Annotated in this window: 3 protein-coding genes; all 3 read right to left on the bottom strand. The window is 73.3% G+C overall.

What is annotated here, in order from left to right; translation table 11 throughout:
• Window positions 1–27: 27 nt before the first annotated feature.
• Window positions 28–13,254 (bottom strand): type I polyketide synthase, encoded by a 13,227-nt coding sequence (locus ACH45E_RS35970; RefSeq protein WP_399042258.1) that lies wholly within the window; start codon window positions 13,252–13,254, stop codon window positions 28–30.
• Between the two features lie 62 nt (window positions 13,255–13,316).
• Window positions 13,317–14,564 carry a cytochrome P450 gene (locus ACH45E_RS35965; protein WP_361457282.1) on the bottom strand — a complete coding sequence of 416 codons (1,248 nt, stop codon included), beginning with the start codon at window positions 14,562–14,564 and terminating at the stop codon, window positions 13,317–13,319.
• 87 nt (window positions 14,565–14,651) lie between these two features.
• Window positions 14,652–17,789 (bottom strand): amino acid adenylation domain-containing protein, encoded by a 3,138-nt coding sequence (locus ACH45E_RS35960; RefSeq protein ID WP_361457280.1) that lies wholly within the window; start codon window positions 17,787–17,789, stop codon window positions 14,652–14,654.
• Between the last annotated feature and the right edge of the window lie 20 nt (window positions 17,790–17,809).

Raw genomic sequence — 17,809 nt, 5'->3', positions numbered from 1 at the left:
GCTGTTGGTCATGTCAGGCTCCACGGTTCACGCGTCGGTGCCGGCGGCGTCGGTGCCGTCCGTGCCGTCGAGCGCGAGGTTGACGAGTTGGTCGAGGTCCATGGCGTCCAGGGAGTCCAGCGCCTGCTGTGCGCCGGTGCCGGGGTCCGCCGTGAGGGCGGCGACGTCCGTGGCGTCGGGCAGGGGCGTGGTGTCGGCCGGGCGTCCAGGGCCGTCGGAGAGGTCCGGCAGGAGCTTTACGGCGAGGTGCTGGGCGATGGCCGCCGGGGTGGGGTGGTCGAAGACGAGCGTGGCGGGCAGCCGCAGGCCGGTCGCGGCGCGCAGCCGGTTGCGCAGTTCGACCGCGGTGAGCGAGTCGAAACCGAGTTCCTTGAAGGCGCGTTGCGGTTCGATCATCTCGGCCGAGCCGTGGCCGAGCACGGCGGCCACCCGGGTGACGACGAGCTCCTCCAGGGTGCGGGTGCGCTCCGGCGGGGTCATCCCGGCGAGTCGCTCGCGCAGCGAACCGGCGTCGGCCGGTCCCGAGGTGCCGGGCGCGGTCTGGACGGTGCGGCGGGTGCGGGACCTGATCAGGCCGCGCAGCAGCGCCGGTACGTCCGCGCCGGCCGCGGTGCGGCGCAGCGCGGCCACGTCCAGCCGCATCGGCAGCAGATGCGGCTGTCCGGTGGCGACGGCCGCGTCCAGCAGGGCGAGACCCTCCTGGGAGGTCATCGGGTGGACACCGAGGCGGTTCATGCGGTGCAGGTCGGTGCGGTCGAGGTGGGCGGTGAGACCGCTGCGTTCCTCCCAGAAGCCCCAGCCGAGGGAGACGGCGGGCAGGCCCTGGGCTCGCCGGTCGTGGGCGAGGGCGTCGAGGAACGCGTTGGCGGCGGCGTAACCGCCCTGGCCGGGCCCGCCGAAGACACCCGCGGCCGAGGAGAACAGCACGAACGCCGTCAGCGGCGAACCGGCGGTCAGCTCGTGCAGGTTGAGGGCGCCGTCGACCTTGGGACGCAGCACGCCCGCCACCCGCTCCGGGGTGAGGGACTCCACCACGCCGTCGTCGATGGTGCCCGCCGTGTGCACGACGGCCGTGATCGTGTGCGCCGCGAGAACGTCCCAGACCGCCCTGCGGTCGGCGACGTCGCAGGCGGCGACGACCGCCTCCGCACCCAACTCCCGCAGTGCGCGAGCCAGTTCGTCGGCGGGCCGCCGGGACACCAGGACCAGACGGCGCACCCCGTGCCGCTCCACCAGGTGCCGGGCCACCAGCCCGCCGAGCGTGCCCGACGCGCCGGTCACCAGGACGGTCGAGTCGGGCCCGAAGGCGGCGGCGTCCTCGGTGTTCGTGAGCTCGGCGCGGGTCAGCCGCAGCGCGTGCGGCCGGCCGTTGCGTACGGCGATCTGCGGCTCGCCGGCGGCGACCGCGGCGGGCAGCGCGGCCAGGGACTCCGTGCCGCCGTCCACGTCGATCAGCAGGAAGCGGCCGGGGTGTTCGGACTGCGCGGAGCGCAGCAGACCCCACACCGGGGCGTCTGTCAGAGCGACGTCACCGACCGGGCTGCCCGGCCCGGTGGCGACGGCGCGCCGGGTGAGCAGCACCAGCCTCGACGACTCCAGCCGCTCGTCCGCCAGCCACTGCCGCACCAGCTCCAGCGCCCGCTGTACGGCGCCGTGCGCACCCTCCGCGGACGCGGTTTCCGGCGCCGCGGTGAACGAAGCGAACACCACGTCGGGCACGGCTCCGGCCGCCGCGAGCGACGCGAGGTCCGGGTAGGCGTGCCAGCCCAGTCCGGTCAGGCCCAGCGGGTCGTCGCCGAGCACCGCCCACGACGACCCGGCGGCCTGCGCCCCCGGGGTGTCGATCCGTACCCAGTCCGGCCGGAACAGCGACTGGCCCACGGTCGGATCGGCCACCTTGAGCTGGTCGGTGACGACCTGGCGTACGACGAGGGACTCGACGGAGGCGACGGGCCGGCCGGTGGTGTCGGCGACGGTGATGGAGACGGCGTCCTCCTCGCCGAGCTGCGTGATCCGCACGCGCAGCGCTGTGGCGCCGGAAGCGTGCAGGGTCACGCCGTTCCAGGAGAACGGCAGCCGGGCCCGTCCCTCGCCGGCGGACGGCAGCAGGCCGAGACCCAGTCCGTGCAGGGCCGCGTCGAGCAGCGCCGGGTGGATCCCGAAGCCGTCCGCGCCGTCCGCCGCTTCGGCAGGCAGGGCGACCTCGGCGAACACCTCGTCGAAGACCTCGTCACCGCCCCGCCAGGCCGCCCGCAGGCCCTGGAAGGAGGGGCCGTAGCCGTAGCCCTGCGTGGTCAGCCGCTCGTAGTAGCCGTCGATGTCGATCGGCTCGGCGCCGGGCGGCGGCCAGGCGCCGAGGTCCGCGTGCGGCGTGCCGTCCGTCGTACCGTCCGGCGAGGCCGTCGGAGCGGACTCGGCGAGGACGCCGGTCGCGTGCCGGGTCCACGGCTCGGCGGCGTCGGCGGACTCCGGGCGCGAGTACAGGCTCAGGGAGCGCCGGCCGGAGTCGTCGGCACCGGACACGTTGAGCTGGACGTCGATCGCCCCGTGTGCGGGCAGGATGAGCGGAGCCGCCAGGGTCAGCTCCTCCACGGTTTCGCAGCCCGCCTGGTCCGCGGCGCGCACGGCGAGCTCGACGAAGCCGGTCCCGGGCAGCAGCACCGTGCCGGCCACGGCGTGGTCCGCGAGCCACGGGTGCGTCCGCAGGGACAGCCGGCCGGTGAGCAGGAACCCGTCGCTGTCGGCGAGCGGGACGGCCGCGCCGAGCAGCGGGTGCTGGGCGGAGACGAGCCCGGCGGCGGTGACGTCGGTGGTCTCGCCGGCGGTGTCCTCCAGCCAGTAGCGCTGGCGTTGGAAGGCGTAGGTGGGCAGGTCCGCCTGTTTCGGCTGGTAGGGGGTGAAGAATGCGGTCCAGTCGATGGGGGCGCCCTGGGTGTGGAGTTCGGCGGCCGAGGTCAGGAAGCGGGCGAGGGTGCCTTCGTTGCGGCGCAGTGTGCCGGTGGCGATGACGTCGGCGGTCTCCTGGATACCGATGGTCAGCACCGGGTGGGCGCTCGACTCGATGAACGTGGTGTAGCCGTCGGCGATGAGCAGTCGCGTCACGTCGTCGAAGCGGACGGTCTGGCGCAGGTTGCGGTACCAGTAGGCGGCGTCCACGCCCGCGGTGTCGATGACCGCGCCCTCGACCGTGGAGTAGAAGGGGATCTGTGCGGGGCGCGGGGTGATCGGCGCCAGCACGTCGAGGAGTTCGGCCTCGATGCGTTCCACGTGCGCGGAGTGCGAGGCGTAGTCCACCGGGACCTGACGGGCCCGGATGTCCTCGGCCTGGCAGGCGGCCACGAACTCCACGATCGCGTCCGCGTCACCCGAGATCACCGTACTGTTCGGACCATTGACCGCAGCCACATCCAAACGCCCGGTCCAGTCGGCCAGACGCGCCTCCACCTGCGTACGGGGCAACGGGATCGACGCCATGCCGCCCAGACCGGCGAGAACCCTGGCGATGACCTGAGCCCGCAACGCCACCACCCGGGCAGCGTCCTCCAGGGACAGCGCACCGGCGACAGCAGCCGCGGCGATCTCCCCCTGCGAGTGGCCCACCACCGCACCCGGCACCACACCCAGCGACTTCCACACTTCGGCGAGGGAGACGTTGACCGCCCACGTCACCGGCTGGATGACGTCAACGCGGTCCAGGTCCTGGGCCTCGCGGATCACCTGGACGAGATCGAAGTCCACGAACGGCGCCAACGCCGCCGCACACTCCCCCATCCGCCCCGCGAACACCGACGACTCCTCCAACAAGGAAGCCGCCATCCCCACCCACTGCGTCCCCTGACCCGGGAAGACGAACGTGGTCATGCCTGCTTCCGTGGCCGTGCCGCGGACCAGGTTCGGTGCGCCGCCGTCCTCGGTCAGGGCACGCAGGGCGTCGAGCAGTTCGGTGCGGTCGTGGCCGATGACGGCCGCGCGCTGCTCGAACGCCGAGCGGCCCGTGGCCAGGGAGTGACCGATGTCCACCGGGGACAGCTCCGGGTGGGCCTCGGCGAACGCCAGCAGCCGCTCGGCCTGGGCCCGCAGAGCGGTCTCGGTCCTGGCGGACACCAGCCACGGCACCGCGCCCGCCACCGGAGCCTCGGTGACCGGCGCCGGCTCCTCCTCGACGGACGGGGCCTGCTCGATGACCGTGTGGGCGTTGGTGCCGCTGATACCGAACGACGACACGCCCGCCCGGCGCGGACGGCCGGTCTCCGGCCAGACCCGCTCCTCGCTCAGCAGCTCGACCGCGCCCGCCTCCCAGTCGACCTGGGGGGTGGGCTCGCCGATGTGGAGGCTCTTGGGGAGGACGCCGTGCTGGAGGGCGAGGACCATCTTGATCAGGCCCGCGGCGCCGGAAGCGGCCTGGGTGTGACCGATGTTGGACTTCACCGAACCGAGGAACAGGGGCTGTTGGGGGTCGCGGTCCTGACCGTAGGTGGCGAGCAGGGCCTGGGCTTCGATCGGGTCACCCAGCTTGGTGCCCGTACCGTGGGCCTCCACCGCGTCCACCTCGGCCGCCGACAGACCCGCGCTCGCCAGAGCCTGCCGGATCACCCGCTGCTGCGAAGGACCGTTCGGCGCGGTGAGCCCGTTGCTCGCACCGTCCTGGTTGGTGGCCGTGCCGCGGACGAGCGCGAGGACCCGGTGGCCGTTGCGGCGGGCGTCCGACAGGCGCTCCAGCAGGACCAGACCGGCTCCCTCGGACATGCCCATGCCGTCGGCGTCCGCCGAGAAGGCACGGCAGCGGCCGTCGACGGACAGACCGCGCTGGCGGCTGAACTCGGTGAAGGAAGCGGGGATCGCCATGACCGACACGCCGCCGGCGAGCGCCAGGTCGGACTCGCCCTGGCGCAGGGCCTGGACCGCCAGGTGCAGTGCCACCAGGGACGACGAGCAGCCGGTGTCGAGGGTGACGGCCGGGCCCTCCAGGCCGAGGATGTAGGAGACGCGACCGGACGCGATGCTCGCGGTGTTGCCCGTACCGAGGTAGCCCTCGACGTCCTCGGGTGCCTCCCGCAGCCGGGAGCCGTAGTCGTGGTAGCTGACGCCCGCGAAGACGGCGGTGCGGCTGCCGCGCAGGGACTGCGGGTCGATGCCGGCCCGTTCGAAGGCCTCCCAGGAGGTCTCCAGCAGGATGCGCTGCTGCGGGTCCATGGCGAGGGCCTCGCGCGGGGAGATCCCGAAGAAGCCGGGGTCGAACTCATCGGCGTCGTGCAGGAAGCCGCCGTGCCGGGTGTACGTCTTGCCGTGCTGTTCGGGGTCCGGATCGTAGATGCCGTCGATGTCCCAGCCGCGGTTGACGGGCAGCTCGGAGAGGGTCTCCTCGCCGGCGGTGAGCACCTCCCACAGCTGCTCCGGGGTGTGCAGGCCGCCCGGGAAACGGCAGCTCATGGCGACGATCGCGATCGGGTCGTCGTCGGCGGCGGGCGGCGCGGCGGCAGCGGCCGGGGCCGCCGGGGCGGTGGTCTCGGCCTGGGAGCCGAGGAGTTCGTCGCGGAGCAGGGCCGCGAGGGCCGAGGGGGTCGGGTGGTCGAACAGGAGCGTGGCCGGCAGCCGCAGGCCGGTCGCGGTGTTGAGGCGGTTGCGCAGCTCGACCGAGGTGAGCGACTCGAAGCCCAGCTCGCGGAAGGCACGGCCCGGCTGGATCTCGTCGGCGGAGGCGTGGCCGAGAACGGCGGCGGCCTGGGCGCGGACGAGGTCCAGCAGGGCGCGGTCGCGTTCGGCGGGGGTGGCCAGTGCGGCGAGGCGCTGCGCCAGCGGCGACGCCGGCGACTCGGCTCGCTCGGCGGTCGGCAGCCCCGCCTGCTGTGCGGGGCGGACGGCGGCCTCCAGGATCTGCCGGGCCTCGGGTACGCCGGTGAGCAGCGGGCGGGGCCCGGCCGAGGTGAAGACGGGAACGAAGCGGTCCCAGTCGACATCGGCGACCGCCACGAACGTCTCGTCGCGCTCGATGACCTGCCGCATGGCGACGAAGGCCGTGGCCGGGTCGATGAAGGGCAGTCCGCGAGCCTGCAGCTGCTCGGGCTTCACGCCGTCCGGGAGCCGGTCGGGGTCCCACACGTTCCACACGCCCCACGCTATGGAGGCGGCCTTGAGGCCGCGGGCGCGGCGCTGTTCGGCGAGTGCGTCCAGGTAGGCGTTGGAGGCGGCGTAGGCGCCGTGGTCGCCGCTGCCCCAGACACCGGCGATGGAGGAGAACAGCACGAACGCGTCGAGGTCGGCGTCGTCGAGCAGTTCGTCGAAGTAACGGGCGCCGTTGACCTTCGCCGCGAGGACGTCGGCGAACTCGCCGAGCCCGGACTCGGCGAGCGAGGCCAGTTCGATGAAGGCCGCCGCGTGGATGACCGTACGGACCGTCTCCCCGTCGGCCTTGAGCCCGGCGAGCAGCGCGGCGATCTGGTCGCGGTCGGCGGCGTCGCAGGCGGCCACGGTCAACCGGCTGCCGCGGTCGGCGAGTTCGGTCTGGAGTTCGGCCATGCCGGGGGCGGCGGGGCCCCGACGGCTGGTGAGGACGACGTGCTCGGTGCCGCTGTCGGCGAGCCAGCGGGCGATGAGCGGGCCGAGTGCGCCGGTGCCGCCGGTGACGACGGCGGTGCCGCGGCTGCGCCAGGTGCCGCCGGGGGCGAGGGAGTCGTCCACGGCGGGGCCCGGCGTACGCACCAGGCGGCGGGCGAGGACGCCGGAGGCGCGGACGGCCACCTGGTCCTCGCCGTCGAGGCCGGCCAGTACGGCGGCCAGGCGGGCCTGCGCCCGCTCGTCGAGACTCTCGGGCAAGTCGACCAGGCCGCCCCAGCGGCGCGGCTGTTCCAGAGCCACGACCCGGCCCAGACCCCATACCTGGGCCTGGAGCGGGCTGGTGACACGGTCCGTGCCGCCGGTCGCCACCGCACCGCGTGTGGCCAGCCACAGCGGGATGTCGAGTTCGACGTCGCCGAGCGCCTGGACCAGGGCAAGCGTGGCGGCCACACCGGAGACCATCGACGGGTGGGCGGCGTGCGGGCGCTCGTCGAGGGCGAGGAAGGACAGGACGCCCGCCGGGCTCTGCCCCTCGGCCGTCTCCAGGATCTCCGCCAACGTGGCGGCGTAGAGGCCGCGTTCGGCATCCGTTGCGGAGACGACCACGGACAGGATCTGTGCGCCGCGGGCCACGAGGGCGGCGCGGGCCGTGGCCACGGACGGGTCGTGGACGTATCCCTCGGGAGTCACCACCAGCCAGGTACCGGACAGCGCGGCCGGGGTTCCGGGCTCGGACACGGGCCGCCAGTCCAGGCCGTAGCGCCAGCTGTCCACGGTGGCCTCGCGACGGCGCTCGCGGCGCCACTCGGCGAGGGCCGGCAGGACCACACCGAGCGGAACGTCGGGGTCTGTGTCGAGTGCGCCGACCAGGGTCTGCCAGTCCTCCCGCTCGACGGCCGCCCAGAAGCGGGCGTCGACGGCGTCGCTGCCGCCGGAGACTTCGGCGCTGGCGGTGATTTCAGGGGCGGTGTCCTCCAGCCAGAAACGCTTCCGCTGGAAGGCGTAGGTGGGCAGGTCCACTTGCTTCGGCTGGTAGGGGGTGAAGAATGCCGTCCAGTCGATGGGGGCGCCCTGGGTGTGGAGTTCGGCGGCCGAGGTCAGGAAACGGGCCAGGGTGCCTTCGTTGCGGCGCAGCGTGCCGGTGGCGATGACATCGGCGGTCTCCTGGATACCGACGGTCAGCACCGGATGGGCGCTCGACTCGACGAACGTCGTGTAGCCGTCGGCGATGAGCAGCCGCGTCACGTCGTCGAAGCGGACGGTCTGGCGCAGGTTGCGGTACCAGTAGGCGGCGTCCACGCCCGCGGTGTCGATGACCGCGCCCTCGACCGTGGAATAGAAGGGGATCTGTGCGGGGCGCGGGGTGATCGGCGCCAGCACGTCGAGGAGTTCGGCCTCGATGCGTTCCACGTGCGCGGAATGCGAGGCGTAGTCCACCGGCACCTGACGGGCCCGGATGTCCTCGGCCTGGCAGGCGGCCACGAACTCCACGATCGCGTCCGCGTCACCCGAGATCACCGTACTGTTCGGACCATTGACCGCCGCCACATCCAAACGCCCGGGCCAGTCGGCCAGACGCGCCTCCACCTCAGTGCGAGGCAACGGGATCGACGCCATACCACCCAGACCCGCCAGCACCCTGGCAATGACCTGAGCCCGCAGGGCGACCACCCGCGCGGCGTCCTCCAGGGACAGCGCACCGGCCACGGCAGCCGCGGCGATCTCGCCCTGCGAGTGGCCCACCACCGCACCCGGCACCACACCCAGCGACTTCCACACCTCAGCCAGAGAGACGTTGACCGCCCACGTCACCGGCTGGATCACATCCACCCGGTCCAGGTCCTGGGCCTCACGGATCACCTGGACGAGATCGAAGTCCACGAACGGCGCCAACGCCGCCGCACACTCCCCCATCCGCCCCGCGAACACCGACGACTCATCCAACAGCGAAGCCGCCATCCCCACCCACTGCGTCCCCTGACCCGGGAACACCAGCACCGGCTTGCCCACAGGAACGCCGAGCGCATTCGAGACCAGGCCCGCCGTGGGTTCGCCGTCGACCAGGGCGCGCAGGGTCTCCTGGAAGCCGTTGGTGTCGGCGGCCACGACCACGGCCCGGTGTTCGAGGTGCGCGCGGCCCGTGGCCAGGGAGTGACCGATGTCCACCGGGGACAGCTCCGGGTGGGCCTCGGCGAACGCCAGCAGCCGCTCGGCCTGGGCCCGCAGCGCCTCCGGCGTCTTGCCGGACACCAGCCACGGCACCGCGCCCGCCACCGGAGCCTCGGTGACCGGTGTTACGGGGGTTTCCGGTGCCTGCTCGACGATCAGATGCGCGTTCGTACCGCTGACGCCGAAGGAGGACACACCCGCCCGGCGCGGACGGCCGGTCTCCGGCCAGGCCCGCTCCTCACTCAGCAGCTCGACCGCGCCCGCCGACCAGTCGACGTGCCGGGACGGCTCGTCCACGTGCAGCGTCTTCGGGAGCACCCCGTGCTCCATCGACATGACCATCTTGATCAGCCCGCCGACACCCGCCGCGGCCTGGGTGTGGCCGATGTTGGACTTGAACGAGCCCAGATACAACGGCTGTTGGGGGTCGCGGTCCTGGCCGTAGGTGGCGAGCAGGGCCTGCGCCTCGATCGGGTCACCCAGCTTCGTGCCAGTACCGTGGGCCTCCACCGCGTCCACCTCGGCCGCCGACAGGCCCGCGTTCGCCAAGGCTTGCCGGATCACCCGCTGCTGCGAAGGACCGTTGGGCGCGGTGAGCCCGTTGCTCGCACCGTCCTGGTTGACGGCCGAACCACGGATCACCGCCAGCACCCGGTGCCCGTTGCGCTCCGCCTCCGACAGGCGCTCCAGGAGCACCATGCCCACACCCTCGCCCCAACCGGTGCCGTCCGCCGCGTCCGCGAACGCCTTGCAACGCCCGTCCTCCGCCAGCCCTCGCTGCCGGGAGAACTCCACGAACATGCCCGGGTTGGCCATGATCGCGGCTCCGCCGGCGAGGGCGAGGTCGCACTCGCCGGAGCGCAGCGCCTGGGCCGCCATGTGCAGGGCGACCAGCGACGACGAGCACGCCGTGTCCACCGTGACGGCCGGACCCTCCAGGCCCAGGGTGTAGGCGATGCGGCCGGAGGCGACGCTGCCGGTGGTGCCGGTGAGGACGTAGCCCTCGTAGTCCTCCTCGGCCTCGTGCAGGCGGGGTCCGTAGTCCTGCGCGGTCGCGCCGACGAAGACGCCGGCCAGGGCGCCGCGCAGGGAGCGCGGGTCGATGCCCGCCCGCTCCAGGGCCTCCCACGAGGTCTCCAGCAGGAGCCGCTGCTGCGGGTCCATGGCGAGCGCCTCACGCGGGGAGATCCCGAAGAAGGCGGGGTCGAACTCGGCGGCGGTGTAGAGGAATCCACCGTGCCGGGTGTAGGTGCGGCCGGCCTGGCCGAGGTCGGGGTCGTACAACGCCTCGAGGTCCCAGCCGCGGTCGGTGGGAAACGGCCCGATCGCGTCGCCGCCGTCGGCCACGAGCTGCCACAGCTGTTCCGGGGTGCTGATGCCGCCGGGGTAGCGGCAGGCCATGGCGACGACCGCGACGGGGTCGTCGCCGGTCCGGTTCGGTGCCGCCGTGGCGGCGGGCCGTGGGACGGGGGCCGGTGTGCCGCGCAGTGCGTCGAGCAGATGGCGGGCGAGGGTCTCGGGGCTCGGGTGGTCGTAGAGGGAGGTGGCGGGCAGGCTGACGCCGGTGTCCTGCTGAAGGGCGGCGCAGAGTTCCACCGACATGTACGAGTCGAAGCCGAGCTCCTTGAAGGGCAGCTCCGGGGTGAGTTCGTCGGCGGAGGCGTGGCCGAGGGCGGCCGCCGCACGACTGCGCACGAGGCCGAGCAGGGCACGCAGGGCGTCCGCCTCGTCCTGCCGGGCGAGTGCGGCGTACCGTGCGCCCGGCCGCTCCTCCGGCTCGTCCGGGTCGTCCTCGGCGTGGTCGGGTGCCGGCCGGGTCAGGCTCCGTACGGGGGCGTCCGTCCGTGCGTCGGAGGTCTCCTCGATCCAGTACCGCTCGCGCTGGAAGGCGTACGTCGGCAGGGGGACGTGGTGGGCGGCGAGGGACGCGAAGTACGTCTCCCAGTCCACCGGCATGCCGTGGGTGTGGAGTTCGGCGAGGGCGGTCAGGGCGGCGCGGTCCTCCGTGAGGCCCTTGCGCAGCGCGGGCACGAACCGGGCGTCCTCGGCGGTGACCGTCTCCCGGGCCATGGCGGTGAGGACGGCGCCCGGCCCGATCTCCACGAACGTGCCGACACCCTGCTCCTGGAGGTGGCGGACGTCGTCGGCGAAACGGACCGCGTTCCGTACGTGCCGCACCCAGTACTCCGCGTCCCGCGCGCCGTCGGCGGGGGGCATGGCGATCGAGGGTCGCGTGTAGGCGAGGGAGGCGGCGACCTCGGCGAACTCCGCGAGCATCGGCTCCATCAGCGGCGAGTGGAAGGCGTGGCTGACGGTGAGCCGCTTCGTCTTCCGGCCCAGTTCCGTCAGGCGTGCGGCCACCTCCAGGACGGCGTCCTCGGCGCCGGAGACGACGACGGACCGCGGTCCGTTGACGGCCGCGATGTCCGCCGACCCGCCCAGCAGCGGACGCACTTCCTCCTCGGTGGCCTGTACGGAGACCATGGCGCCGCCGGCCGGCAGGGCGCCCATGAGACGGCCGCGCGCGGCCACCAGACGGCAGGCGTCGGGCAGGGAGAGCACGCCGGCGACGTGGGCGGCGGCTATCTCGCCGATCGAGTGCCCGGCGACGAAGTCGGGCCGCACGCCGAAGGACTCGACCAGGCGGTACAGGGCCACCTCGAAGGCGAACAGGGCGGGCTGGGTGAACTCGGTGCGGTGGATCGCGTGGTCGGTGCCGTCACCGGTGGCTTCGGCGGACGCGAAGACGATGTCCTTGAGCGGGAAGTCGAAGTGGGCGCAGATCTCGTCGAAGGCGGCGGCGAACACCGGGAACGCGGCGTGCAGTTCGCGGCCCATGCCGGGGCGCTGGGCGCCCTGGCCGGTGAACAGGAACGCCGTCCGGGCGTCGGAGCCGGCCGTGGTGCGGCCCTCGACGATGCCGGTCGCGGCCTCGCCGTGCGCGAGGGCGGTCAGGGCACGCACCAGCTCGCCGCGGTCGGTCCCGAGCGCGACGGCCCGGTGGGTGAAGGCCGTTCGGGCGGTGGCGAGGGACAGGCCGACGTCGTCGGGGCGCAGAGCGGGCCGGGACTCGACGTGGGTGAGCAGGCGGGCGGCCTGGGCGCGCAGGGCTTTGCGGGACTTGCCGGACAGGAGCCACGGCACGGGGAGTGCCGGTTCCGCGGTCGCGTCCCGGCTGGGCCGCGGCTGTTGCGGCGCTGCTTCCAGTACGACGTGGCAGTTGGTGCCGCCCATGCCGAAGGAGGAGACGCCGGCCAGACGCGGCCCCTCGGTCGCGGGCCATGGGGTCAGGGCCTGCTGGACGCGCAGGTTCAGCTCGTCGAGCGGGATCGCCGGGTTGGGTGTCTCGAAGTTGAGGCTGGCGGGCAGTTCGGCGTGGTGCAGGGACAGCGCGGCCTTGAGCAGGCCGACGATGCCGGCCGCGCCCTCCAGGTGGCCGACGTTGGTCTTGGCGGAGCCGACGACGAGCGGGCCGCTGCGGCCCTCGGCCTGCCCGAGCACGGTTCCGACGGCGGACGCCTCGATCGGGTCGCCGACGCGGGTACCGGTGCCGTGCAGTTCGACGTACTGGACGGCGGCGGGGTCGACGCCGGCGCGGGCGTAGGCGGTGCGCAGCACGGCGCGCTGGGCCTGAGCGTTGGGCGCGGTCAGGCCGTCGGTGGTGCCGTCGTTGTTGACGGCGCTGCCCCGGATGACGCACAGCACCGGGTCGCCGTCGGCGAGGGCGGCGGCGAGCGGCTTGAGCAGGACGGCGCCGCCGCCCTCCCCCCGTACGTAGCCGTTGGCGCGGGCGTCGAAGGTGAAGCAGCGCCCGTCGGGCGAGAGTCCGCCGAACTTGGCGGCTCCCAGGGTGCTTTCCGGCACGATGTTGAGGTTGATCCCGCCGGCGAGGGCGAGTTCGGACTCGCCCCTGCGCAGGCTCTCGCAGGCCAGGTGGACGGCGACGAGCGCGGAGGACTGCGCGGTGTCCACGGTGAGGCTCGGACCGTGCAGGCCGAGGGTGTACGAGATCCGGTTGGCGATGATGCCGCGGTGCAGCCCGGTCAGCGAGTGCTCGGTGACGGCCGTGAGGCCCTGACGGGCGAGCAGGGTGGCGTAGTCGTCCCAGATGGCGCCGACGAACACGCCGGTCCGGCTGCCGCGCACCCGTTCGGGCAGGACGCCCGCGTCCTCGAAGGCCTCCCAGGCGAGTTCGAGCATCATGCGCTGCTGCGGGTCCATGGCGCGGGCCTCGCGCGGGGAGATCCCGAAGAACGCCGCGTCGAAGGTGTCCACGCGGTCCAGGTAGGCGCCGTGGCGCACCACCTCACGCAGGGCTCCCCCGTCGGCCCGGCCGTCCGTGCCCCAGCGGTCCGCCGGGACCTCGCCGACGGCGCTGCGGCCCTCCCTGAGCAGCTGCCAGAAGGAGTCCGGGCCGTCGGCCCGCGGCAGCCGGCAGGCGACGCCGACGGCCTGCTCGTCGGAGGCGGTCTGCTCGTCGGAGGCGGCCGGAAGGGCGGACGGGACGGTCTGGGCGGCGTTCTTCACCATGCGTGCGGGACCCCACTCTTGATGCGTGGCCGGCGATGTCGAAAGGACGGTGTGGCTGCGGTCTACTGCTCGGGGACCAGCCGGACGGGCAGCGCGTACAGGCCCCGGATGAGGGTGCTGGTGCGCCAGCGCAGCTCGGCCGGGTCGGCGGCCAGGCGCATCCCCGGGTAGCGGCTGAGCAGCGCGTCGAAGGCGATCCGGGTCTCCAGGCGGGCGAGCGGCGCGCCCAGGCAGTAGTGGATGCCGTGGCCGAAGGCGACGTGGCCCTTGGTGGGCCGGGTGATGTCGAGTTCCTGGGTGTCGCCGTCGAAGCGGTGGGCGTGCCGGTTGGCTGCGGCCAGCGAGATGAGCACGAAGTCGCCCGTGGGCAGTTCGGTGTCGCCGATGGTGAGGGGCTCGGTGACACAGCGGAACGTGGCGTGCTTCAGGGGGCTCTCCAGCCGCAGGAACTCCTCGATGGCGCCCGGGAGCAGGTCGCGGTCGGCGATCAGGGCGGCCCATTGGTCGAGGTGGGTCATGAGGTGGAAGGTGCCGTTGGAGACGGTGTTGGCGGTGGTCTCGTGGGCGCCGATGATCAGCAGGAACGCCATGGAGATGAGCTCGTTCTCCACCAGCCGGTCGTCCTCGTCGCGGGCCTCCACGAGGGCGGACAGGACGTCGTCGGCGGGCTCACGGCGCTTTTGCGCGATGAGCTCGGTGAGGTAGGTGTGCATGGTGGCGGACGCGGCCGCCGCGATCTCGGGCGAGCCGCCGGAGATCAGCTGCTTGGACCACTCCTTGAAGTTCTCCTGGTCCTCCTCGGGGACGCCGAGGAGGGCGCAGATGATGCGGAAGGTCAGTGGGAAGGCGAACAGGTCGAGCAGGTCGACGGTCTCGTTCTCGGGCAGGCTGTCGAGCAGTTCGTGCGAGACCTGCTCGATCTGCGGGGCGAGCCGCTCCACGGCACGGCTGGTGAACGCCTTGTTGACGAGCTTGCGCAGCCGGGTGTGGTTGGGCGGGTCGTTGTGCAGCATGTGGTTGGCGATGGTCGAGGAGAAGCCGCCGCGCTTGGTGGAGTCGGCCTGGTTGCGGGCGAACAGTTCGTCGGTCCTGCGCAGGTCTGTGCTCAGGCGCGGGTCGGAGAGGGCGGCGCGCACCTCGTCGAAGCCGGTGACGAGCCATACGGTCAGGCCGCCGGTGACGGGGACGCCCTGCGGGATCTTCACCCGGTGGAGGGGGCCGCGCTCGTTGAGCCGGGCGTAGATGGAGTGCGGGTCCTGCATGAAGTCGTCGTCGAGTTCGATGACCTCGGGAAGTGCTGTCTGCGGCATGACACGCTCTTTCGTGGACGTGCCCAGGGGGCATCGGTGACAAGTGCCGGTGGGTGTGCGGGTGGGGCGGGCGGGGGGTTGGGCCGGTCAGGCCGCCGCGCGCTGTGAACGGACCGCTTCGGCGAGGTCCGTGGGCGTGGGCTGGGCGAAGACCTGGGCCAGGCGCAGCCGGACGCCGGTGGACGCGCCGATACGCTGGGCGAGTTGGGCGGCGAGCAGTGAATAGCCGCCGCTGGTGAAGAAGTTGGAGGTGGCGTCGACGCGCTCGCTGCCGAGCAGCTCGCGGAAGTACCCGACGATCTCGCGTACCAGCGGGTCGGCGCTCTCGGCCGCCGGGGCCGCCGTGGCGGTGTCCCGGTCGGCGGCGTGCCAGTCGGCCGCGCGCCGGGCCAGTGCCGGGTAGTCGGTCTTCTCGTTCGCGGTGGTGGGCAGGGTCTCGACGAGTTCGAAGTGGTGCGGCACGGAGGCGCCGACGAGTTCGGCGCGCGCGTACTCCCACAGGGCGTCCTCGAGTCCGGCGCCGGCTCCGGCGCGCGGCTGGACGAACGCGACGAGCACACCGTCGGCGCTGGTGTCGCCCGCGACGACGACGGCCGCGGTGGCGACGTCGGGGTGGGCGAGCAGCACGGACTCGACCTCGCCGAGCTCGATGCGGTTGCCGCGCAGTTTGATCTGTCGGTCGCTGCGGCCGAGCAGTTCGATGCGGCCGTCGGCCCGCCAGCGGGCGGTGTCGCCGGTGCGGTAGAAGCGGCCGTACTCGGGGTGCGTGCCGAAGCGTTCGGCGGTGAGCTCGGGGCGGCCGTGGTAGCCGAGGGCGACGCCGGTACCGGCGATGCACAGCTCCCCGGCGACGCCGACGGGCAGTTCGGTGCCGTTCAGGGCGGCCACGAAGACCTGGGTGTTGCGCAGCGGTGCGCCGACCTCGACGGCGGTGTCGTCCGGGCCGATGCGGTCGGCGGTGACGAGTGCGGTGGTGGACCAGATGGTGGTCTCGGTGGGCCCGTAGACGTTGCGCAGTTCGCAGCCGGTGTCCAGCAGTCGCTGGGCCAGCTGGACGGGCATCGGCTCGCCGCCGCACAGCACGCGCCGCCCGGCGAGCGCCTCGGCGGCGTCGTCGGTGACGAGGCGCCAGGTGGTGGGGGTGGCCTGGACGATACCGACGTCGTGGCGCTCCAGGAGCGCGCCGAGCGCCACCCCGTCGAGACGGCTGTCGTCGGGGGCCACGACCAGCCGGCCGCCGGAGGTGAGCGGCAGGAACAGCTCCAGGGCGGAGATGTCGAAAGTGAACGTGGTCAGCCACAGGGTGGCGTCGGCGGGTGTGACGGCCAGCTCGGCGGCGAAGTGGGCGATCAGGTTGGCGAGCGCGCCGTGGCCGACGACGGTGCCCTTGGGGCGTCCGGTGGAGCCGGAGGTGTAGATCAGGTAGGCGGGTGTGCCGTCGCCGGGGGCCTCGGCCTGCCGGTCGTCGGCGGGCGCCGGCTCGTCGGTGACGGGCAGCATCGGGAGGACCTCGCGGCCCGGCGCGGGCGGCACCTCCCCCGCCGGACCCGTGAGCACGAGCGGGGTCGCGGAGTCGGCCAGCTGGTACTCGACGCGCTGCCGCGGGTGGTCGGGGTCGAGCGGCACGTAGGCGGCGCCGGTCAGCCAGATACCGAGGACGGCGGCGGCGAGTTCGGGGCTTCGCGGGGCGTGGACGGCGACCAGGCCGCCGGGGGTGACGCCGTGCTCGCGCAGCAGCCGCGCGGTGCGCCGCGCCGTGTTCCACAACTGACCGTAGGTGACCTGGCGTTCGCCGTCCTCGACGGCGACGGCGTCGGGGGTGCGAGCGGCCCGCTCGGCGATCTGCGCCGGCACATCGGGGCCCTCGGGCGCGTCGGTGGCGTTGGCGGCGTCGACGACGGCCCGGTCACCGGGCCCGCACTGGGCGACGGTGCCCACGGCCCGGTCGGGGTCCGCGCCGAGCGCGGTCAGCAGGGCGCCGTACCGGGCGGCCAGCGCCTCGGCGTGCGCGCGGTCGAGGAGCTGGGTGCCGTAGACCAGGCGCAGGGTGATGCCGTCGGCGGTGGGCAGCAGGAAGAACTCCAGATCGAACTTGCTGCTGCCGTTCTCGACGGTGACGGGCACCGCACGGACCTCGCCGAGGGAGAACTCGGCGGGCCCGTTCTGCGGCACGTAGTTGAAGACGTGCCGGAAGAGGGTGTGCCGCCAGGACGAGGTGGAGCGCGGTATCTCCGACAGCAGGTGGTCGACGGGGACGTCGCTGTGCCGCAGCGCGTCGAAGAAGGTGTCGCGGGTGCGGCGCACCAGGTGCCGGAAGCTCTCCTCGGGCCGGTGCGGGATGCGCAGCGGCAGCACGTTGACGTGGTAGCCGAGCGCGCCGAGCTCCTTCCGGCCGCGCACGTCGACGGGCGAGCCGATGACGGTGTCCGTTCCGGCGCCGTGCCCGGCGAGCAGGGTGGCGTACGCGGCGAGCAGGACGACGGCCTCCGGCGCGCGCAGCTCCTTCGTCAGACGGCGTACGGTCGCCACCGCGTCGGCGGGCAGCGGCACCGTCACCTGGCCGCCCTCGAGGGTGGGCTGTTCGCCCCGGTCGGGCTTGCCGTAGTTCAGCTCCAGGTCCTGGGGCTGGGCGCCGGCGAGCCGGTCCCGCCAGTATGCGAAGGACTTCTCGGAGGCGGGGGTCTCGGCGCGGACCGGGCCGCGGCCCTGGAGGGCGGCCGGGAGATCCTCCCCGGCGGCGAGCGCGGTGTACGCGGCGGCGATCTCCCCGGTCAGGACGACGGCGGAGGTGGTGTCGAAGACGAGGTGGTGGACGGCCAGGCAGAAGTGGTCGCCCGCGGGGTGCTCGAAGTACCCGGCGCGCAGCAGCGGGGTGCCGTCGAGGGCGAAGGGTCGGGCGACGAAGCGGGTGAGCGTCTCGCCCACCCGGTCGGCGGGGCCGTCCAGGACGGTACGGGCGACGGGCACGGCCGCTTCACCGGCTCCCAGCACGCCCCTGCGTATTCCGGTTTCCTCGGCGTGGAAAACCGTACGCAGTATTTCGTGGCGGCCGATCAGGTGCGTGAGCGTCTTTTCGAGAAGCGGTATCGACAGAGGGCTTTCCACCCGGAAGGCGATGGAAAGGTTGTTCACCCCGGTTTCCGGTACCAGTCCTTCCAGCAGCCAGAGCGCTTCCTCTTTGCGGCTGGCCCGGACCGTGCCGATGACGCTCGGAGAATACGGCATGACGGATCCAGGCTCCTTCG

Source organism: Streptomyces sp. NPDC020299 (assembly GCF_044387825.1).
In the GTDB taxonomy this organism is placed as follows: Bacteria; Actinomycetota; Actinomycetes; order Streptomycetales; family Streptomycetaceae; genus Streptomyces.
This window is presented reverse-complemented; position numbering and strand designations above follow the sequence as displayed.